General features: G+C 55.1%; 7 protein-coding genes. 3 read left to right on the top strand and 4 right to left on the bottom strand.

The annotated features are described in order from the left end of the window. The first annotated feature begins 595 nt into the window (after positions 1-595). On the top strand, positions 596-1,147 hold the full coding sequence (locus tag AC0L3H_RS30880) for a hypothetical protein (RefSeq protein ID WP_473587999.1): 552 nt from the start codon (positions 596-598) through the stop codon (positions 1,145-1,147). A 308-nt stretch (positions 1,148-1,455) separates the two neighbouring features. On the opposite strand, the gene AC0L3H_RS30875 is transcribed toward AC0L3H_RS30880, so the two are convergent. Continuing rightward, positions 1,456-2,295, bottom strand: a complete 840-nt coding sequence (locus tag AC0L3H_RS30875; RefSeq protein WP_473587998.1) for an SDR family NAD(P)-dependent oxidoreductase — start codon at positions 2,293-2,295, stop codon at positions 1,456-1,458. A gap of 154 nt (positions 2,296-2,449) precedes the next feature. On the opposite strand from AC0L3H_RS30875, the gene AC0L3H_RS30870 reads away from it, so the two are divergent. Beyond that, positions 2,450-3,472: a GlxA family transcriptional regulator gene (locus AC0L3H_RS30870; RefSeq protein WP_473587997.1), complete on the top strand. Its 1,023-nt coding sequence runs from the start codon at positions 2,450-2,452 to the stop codon at positions 3,470-3,472. Here the strand turns inward: AC0L3H_RS30870 and AC0L3H_RS30865 are convergent. The 3 genes from AC0L3H_RS30865 to AC0L3H_RS30855 all read right to left on the bottom strand — a co-directional run bounded on the left by AC0L3H_RS30865 (position 3,459) and on the right by AC0L3H_RS30855 (position 5,439). Further along, entirely contained in the window at positions 3,459-3,830 is a 372-nt protein-coding gene (locus AC0L3H_RS30865; protein ID WP_473587996.1) for a response regulator, read from the bottom strand. The genes AC0L3H_RS30870 and AC0L3H_RS30865 overlap by 14 nt on opposite strands. A gap of 50 nt (positions 3,831-3,880) precedes the next feature. Then, positions 3,881-4,213: a hypothetical protein gene (locus AC0L3H_RS30860; RefSeq protein ID WP_473587995.1), complete on the bottom strand. Its 333-nt coding sequence runs from the start codon at positions 4,211-4,213 to the stop codon at positions 3,881-3,883. A 62-nt stretch (positions 4,214-4,275) separates the two neighbouring features. Continuing rightward, positions 4,276-5,439, bottom strand: coding sequence for a M24 family metallopeptidase (locus tag AC0L3H_RS30855; protein WP_473587994.1), 1,164 nt, complete (start codon positions 5,437-5,439; stop codon positions 4,276-4,278). Between the two features lie 368 nt (positions 5,440-5,807). Between AC0L3H_RS30855 and AC0L3H_RS30850 the strand changes: the two genes are divergently transcribed. Continuing rightward, positions 5,808-6,569, top strand: a complete 762-nt coding sequence (locus tag AC0L3H_RS30850) for an SDR family NAD(P)-dependent oxidoreductase (protein ID WP_473587993.1) — start codon at positions 5,808-5,810, stop codon at positions 6,567-6,569. Positions 6,570-6,580: the final 11 nt, after the last annotated feature.

The raw sequence follows: 6,580 nt of genomic DNA, 5'->3' as shown, positions 1-6,580 counted from the left end.
GTTCCTTCTCGATAGCCATGTGATGATTCTCTCCTTTCCATCATCATGGCCTCGCGCACAGAATTCCTGACAGTCCCGAAAATATTGATATCAACTCGCATTTTTGCCTCCGAAGTATCCCGAATCGGCAACAACATTGCTGCCCAGCCTCCCGCGTGGCGACATAGCAATGGAAATGAAATGCGTCGGGAGCCCGCACAAGAGACTAGTTTAGATGTGAGCTTTCGATAGGCTCGTCGACCCTATCCAGGGGCGAGGAAGTTGAGGTTGCGAGACTTCAGTGATTGCTCGGATGACAGGATGAACATGCCCAAAAATGCAAGTTCAACGCCTCTGGGTTGAGAATGTAGAAACAGGTGTTGAGCGGGCAGACGCCAGAGGGCGTCGCGTCAGCCGCAGGCGTATGCCCGCACGGTGCGCAAGTGGAGCGTTTCAAGAGCAAAGGTGTCGAGAGGCCCGACGATCGATCCTCGCGACCGCACGGCTCTACCGGCCGATGCCGATCAATCGGACACCCATTGTCGCGCAGGCCGTAAAAATATTCGCGACGGCGACGTGCCCGCGGGCACTTCTGCCGAAGGATTTCCAACGTTCGATGTACTGGATCGCGTTGCGGATCATATGCAGGTCTTGCGCTGGGCCCATCGATCCCGGTCTGCATTGGCATCAAAAGTTCGATCAAGGCCGATTCTACATCACTACAATCACCTGCGCAGCGGAGCTCTCGGCTGTGCTGACAGCGGGTGATATCGGTCCAGGCCATCTGCTCTCCGAGGGATTCGAACACCTTGAGGAATTACATCCTGTTGACATCGCCCAACCTAATATCCGGTCGGCCTCTGAGATACGTCACATGGTAAATGTTTCACGGTTTGTTTCTGCCTTCTGTCGAAAAATCCGTCTCAATCCCTCGGGCCGGAGCCGTATTGGATTGCTGGAGATCGAGCCGACAATCGCTTGGCATGATGACGAATCCACAAGAGGAGGAATGGGCTTGCGTTGCAGCGATCTCAATTCCCAGATTGCACCAAATTCTAAGGATTTCCCGGAGCATCCAATCCTCCTCAAGTACTACGCCGAAGTGTCGCCTTTAATCCACGGGCGGGAACGCGTTCTCCTACAATGGACCCGTTACGGCGGCGGTTAGGAGTGGTAGAGGGCATAGATGATGGATACCGTACCGGCCGCCAGCCCAATGGCGCTGATACAACCTTTTTGGAGAAACATGCCACAACATCCAGCACCCCGTTGAGCTTGAGCGAGTGCTACCCCACCGCACGAACATGGCGCCTGGGAGCCATGCAGGAGCAGTAGTGACACCAGCAAAAAGCGCGCCAAAAGAGGATGAGAAACCGAGCTTCATTGTGTCCGTTCGATCTCCCAGGCCTGTATTCAGGCCGCCAGCAATCCCGCTTGCGCCCTTCCCCCGGCCCCGTCTGCACGCATAGCGAAGATTCAATAGACGGCTTTCGCTCCAGCTACTTCGAGTGAAGTCCCCGCGATGAACCGAGCAGCATCCGAGCATAGGAAACACACCGCATCGGCAATATCGCCCGGATCACCTAGGCGACCGAGCGGATTTGACTTGCTGAGCTCGGCAACCGCTGTGTCGGGATCTAACCCACGATGGACAAAGCCTGAGCGCAGCATAGGCGTATCGATCTCTCCCGGGCAGACGGCGTTGACTCTTATTCCATCCGCCGCATGATCGCGGCCCAAACACTTAGAAAATATGGCTACGGCGGCTTTACTCGTGCAGTAAACTGCGTGCGTTGGGCCTGGATAAATGCCCCATGTCGAAGAGATGTTCACGATTGACCCGCCACCATGAGCCTTCATGAAGCCGACAGCACGCCTGCAGGTGTAGAACATCGATTTCAAATTGATGTCGAAGGTTCTTTCCCAATCCTCGTCGCTCGTTTCAAGGACGGTGCCGCGTGTGATGATGCCCGCGTTGTTAACCAGAGCATCCAGCCGTCCGGTAAGGCTGACCGCGGTCTCGATAAGACCCTCGCAATAGGCCTTGTTGCGCAAATCCCCGGGCTGAGCTAACGCGTTCTTGCCTCTCTGGTTCAGGTCTTCGGCGGTTGCAATCAACCGCTCTTGGTTGGCGTCTCCGGCGATGACAAAGTATCCGTTTCCGACGAACCTCCTGCAGATGGCCTGGCCCATTCCGCCGGCCGCTCCAGTTACGACAACAGTTTTCTTTTCAAGACTCATCGTTGTTCCGACCAATTTACGAATTGCAGCCCACAATCCTGACACGTTAGACAAAACATTCGGGGCGTCGCGCATTAATGCGACGTCTATCTAGTGAAGCTGTCGTTCTTGAGCGGTCAGAGGCGGAAGCTATCCCGTATTGTTGGCTTGTAGCGAGGGCGTCGGGCTGGCTGAGCCGTAGCCTTTCGAGCGTCGGCGCCTCCTCTGCGCCGTGGTTCGGAGATAGAAATTGAGATTCGCCGCACATCCCAGCCCCAAACCGAAGCTGACAGTCGGTATTATTTTGACGCCGCGTTTTACACTTAGTGCCCTGGCGAACTTCGTAGATGTACTCAGGCTTTCAAGTGACGAGGGCGACCGCAGCGAAAGGGTTAATTGTGACTGGAAGATACTCTCCGACACGATGAATCCGGTTCGTTCAAGTTGCGGAATTACCATCCAATCACACCAGAGGCTAAGTGAACCTAACCATTTCCAATACGTAGCGGTAATCGGGGGGCTACTCGCACAAGCTACTGATGTAAGCCCCGCCTGCCATAGGTTTTTGGCGGACGCAGCAAAAAGTGGTGTACCATTAATCGGCATCTGCACAGGCTCATTCCTACTGTACAAGCTCAACCTGCTCGACGGCTATAAATGCTGTGTCAGCTGGTTTCATCACCAGGATTTTATTGAATATAGCGGGGGCTCCGAACCCGTCTCGGATCAGATGTTCGTCGTCGACCGCGATCGCCTGACATGCCCTGGAGGGAATAGTTCAGCCCATCTCGCCGCATGGATCGTACAGCGCCACGTGGGTGAAGCTGTTGCCCGGAAGAGCTTGCGAATGTTGAATATCTCAGACCTGACGAGACCGGAGGAGGCTCAGCCCGGGCCGCCGCTGAAAATTGAGACCAAGGATCCGACACTGCGCAAGGCATTGGTGTTCATGCACCACAATGTTGACAGGGCACTCACCGTGGATCTCGTGGCAAAGTATATAGGTGTAACCCGCAGGCAATTGGAACGTAAGTTCAATGTTAGTCTGGAGATGACGCCACGCCAGGCTCTCCGCCTGATCCGCCTCCACCACGCTGAGTTTCTGCTTTCGACGACACGCAAAAACTTGGCCGACATCGCTCTAGAGACGGGATTCGCCGATGCCTCCCATTTCATTCGACTCTTTAGGAATCAATTGGGCGTGACGCCGACCGCCTTTCGCAATCGACCAGCGAAACAGGTCGAATCCGCCTACCCCGCTAAGATGGAATGAACCCCTCCATCACAGCGATCAGTTCGGCGGGGCGAATGGGCCTATTGCAGCGCTGGATATCGCGGAAACGATCGGGGATATCCGAACTGTTGTGGCCGACCAGAAAAACAAACGGTATCCGGCGACGCACAAGGTGATCGGCCGCCGTGAAGGTTTCCTCGCCCACCAGGTTGACACTCAGAATTGCAATATCAATGACTAAGGACGACATGATCGCGTCAAGAGCATCCTCGATCGTGTCCACAAGTCCGCTGACATTAGCACCAGCCTCGACGAAAGCGTCCTTCAGGCTGAAACCTAACGTAAAATCGTCTGTGGCGATCAGAATGCTGCGTTTGTTGAGTCTTTGGCGGCCCACTCGCACCTCCGACGTACCGCTAGGTCAGCGGCCTTACAGCCAGTCGATTGTCACTTGGACCGCGTCAGCCACTCATCCTTGACGAAATCCGGCCGCGTCAGAACGAATCCTCGACTAGTTGAGAGCGGACCGTCTTGTTCGGTGCGAGCCGCGATTCCTCTCCATTCCGGTGTTTTCACAAACTCCTGCCACCCAATGCTCGCCGCCTCGGCGTCGGGCCATTCGACGACGTACCAGATCTCGCCAGTCTCCTTACTTTCCCAGAAATCGATCAGCTTGATTCCGGCTTTCTTGAAAAGAGGAAGGCTATCGAGAGCAAATCGCTCCCTCATCCTATCTTTCATACCTTCGATTGGTACGTAATGCCTCAGCTCGTAGATCATGGCCAAGCCCTTGTATCAGTCCTGCTTGCGGATGTTAGGGATGCAGGCGGCTAAAGCGCGCATCAGCCTAGTAGGCGGTCTTCAAACGGATAGTTCGAAAGCAGTTCACTGCCGTCATTTGTGACGAGTAGCTGCTCCTCGAGCTTCACGCCGTCTCTTTCACCCACAGCGCCTATATAACTCTCGACACAAATCACCATTCCTGCTTCGAGGGTCGCGTCGTAGGCTACGGGGCCGCGAAAAGATGGCTTAACCTGTGGGAATTCATCGCACATACCCACGCCATGGATGAGAGCGGGATACGCTTGCTTGTGGAATTCTTCCGGCACGGGCCAAGCGGAAGCTTGCAATTCCTTCATGCTTAGTCCCGGCCGTATAAGCCTCATATTGCTGTGCAATTCTTCATAAGCCAGCTGGTAAAGCCTTCGTTGCCGAACGCTTGGCGGTTGGTCGCCGTAGTAGAATGTCCGTGAGACGTCGCAGAAATAGCCAAATGGGCCGACCATATCAGTGTCAAATCCCACGAGATCCCCCGGTTCGATCACCCGTTGGGTAGCTTCCTGCAGCCAAGGATTGATGCGGGGTCCGGAAGCAAGCATGCGTCCCTCGTGCCACCCGCCTTGGTTGGCGAGGTTGGTATAGTTCAATAGTCCCCACAGCTGCAATTCCGTCACACCAAGGCCCATGCTCGCCTGCATGTGCGAAATGCCATGCTCAGCGACTGCACATGCCCATCGAATGCAGGCGATCTCGTCTTCAGATTTGATAACTCGAGCGCCTTCGACGATATCGACGGCATCAACGACATAAAGGTCACGCTGCATCAAGGCCTGGGTGATGCTGGGGTTGACGTATTCGATCGCCACTTTCCGATTGGTCGAGCCAATCTCGTTGAGAAATGCGACGATGTCGTTCGCAAAGAGCTTAGCCATCTCCGGAAGCTCATTACCGCCCTCAAAGAACGAGATCGGTCTCCCTTCCCTCACGCTGTCAGCTGACGATCCGACTGTAAAAGCTTGATTGAGCGTAATCGGCCCTTCCAGGGGCAGAAAGAGGTAAGTCACCGGAATGTGCGACTGGAACAGCGGAAAGGTGTTGTAGTCCACTGCATATCGAATTGTGATCGGGCTCACGAGAACGCAAAGCCCAACGCCAGCGTCTCGCATTGCGGCTCTGATCCGCCCTTTTCGATACCCGTCGAGCCTTTTAAAATCGATGTCAGGCATCGGCCGGAACTTCCGCAAGTCGCTCCAATTGTCACGGAGGACGTGGGCATCCGGTCCAGGCGTTATCAGTTTAGAATCCATCGTTGCCCCCGTGTCAGCGGCTAACTAGCCAGCTGAATTTTTCCGTGGCCGAAGAGCTATAGGAGCCGACCGGATTCACTTCAAATGAGTATTACTTGGGGGCCGGATAACCTACGGTAATGCCTTATCCGGGCCCATTAATTGTCGCGGCGCTCATGACTTCAGATTGTCCGCCACATGATTTTTTGGATGCTTGCGAGAAGGTGGGAACTGGCAGTAAGCGAACATAGCGCTTCGGTTGGACCCTAGGTTCTCGGCCTGCCTCCCCTTCACAGGACGATATCGACATGAAGAATTCCAAGAAGGTCGTTATTGTCACCGGGGCAACCTCGGGAATAGGCGATGCTGTCGTACAGGCTTTCGGCGCGACGGGAGCATCGCTGGTATTGGTCGGACGCGATCACAACCGGGGTCAGCGGATTCTGGAGTCAGTCCAGAAACTCGGTTGCGCGGCTCAATTGATGCTCGGCGACGTGTCTGACTCGGGCTTCGCTGACCAGGTGATCGCGTATGCTGGGAAGCGCTTTGGGAAGGTCGACGTCTTGGTAAACAGCGCCGGGATCATTCGGCGCGGCAATTCCGTTGATACCTCGGATGACGACTGGCGGGAGACCTTTGACGCTAACGTGAGCGGAGTTTTCTACTTCAGCCGCGCCGCCGTGAAGGCAATGAGAAAAACCGGCGGTGGCAGCATTGTTAACATAGCTTCCAATGTGGGCTTGGTCGGTTGCACCAATTTAGCCGCATACTGTGCCTCCAAGGGTGCGGTGGTCCTTTTGACTAGAGCTATGGCATTGGACCACGCCAAAGATCAGATCAGCATCAACGCGGTCTGTCCTGGCGCCGTGGATACGCCAATGCTGGTGTCGGCGCATTCCGAGCCGGTTACTGCGGATGAGATTCTTCAAAGGAATATCGACTCCATTCCTCAGGGCCGCGTCGCCATGCCCAAGGAAATTGCAAGTTTGACGGTGTTCCTCGCCAGCGAAGAAGCCAGGCACATAACAGGCGTAGCCGTCCCGATCGATGGCGGCTTCACTGCAGGATAGGAACAAGAATC

The organism is Mesorhizobium sp. WSM4816 (assembly GCF_055811535.1).
This window is presented reverse-complemented; position numbering and strand designations above follow the sequence as displayed.

Bases quoted from the DNA above. Each gene is read 5' to 3' on its own strand.
- AC0L3H_RS30880 (WP_473587999.1), top strand. From the start codon at position 596: ATGTACTGGATCGCGTTGCGGATCATATGCAGGTCTTGCGCTGGGCCC.
- AC0L3H_RS30875 (WP_473587998.1), bottom strand. From the start codon at position 2,295: ATGCGCGACGCCCCGAATGTTTTGTCTAACGTGTCAGGATTGTGGGCT.
- AC0L3H_RS30860 (WP_473587995.1), bottom strand. From the start codon at position 4,213: ATGATCTACGAGCTGAGGCATTACGTACCAATCGAAGGTATGAAAGAT.
- AC0L3H_RS30855 (WP_473587994.1), bottom strand. From the start codon at position 5,439: ATGCCTGACATCGATTTTAAAAGGCTCGACGGGTATCGAAAAGGGCGG.
- AC0L3H_RS30850 (WP_473587993.1), top strand. From the start codon at position 5,808: ATGAAGAATTCCAAGAAGGTCGTTATTGTCACCGGGGCAACCTCGGGA.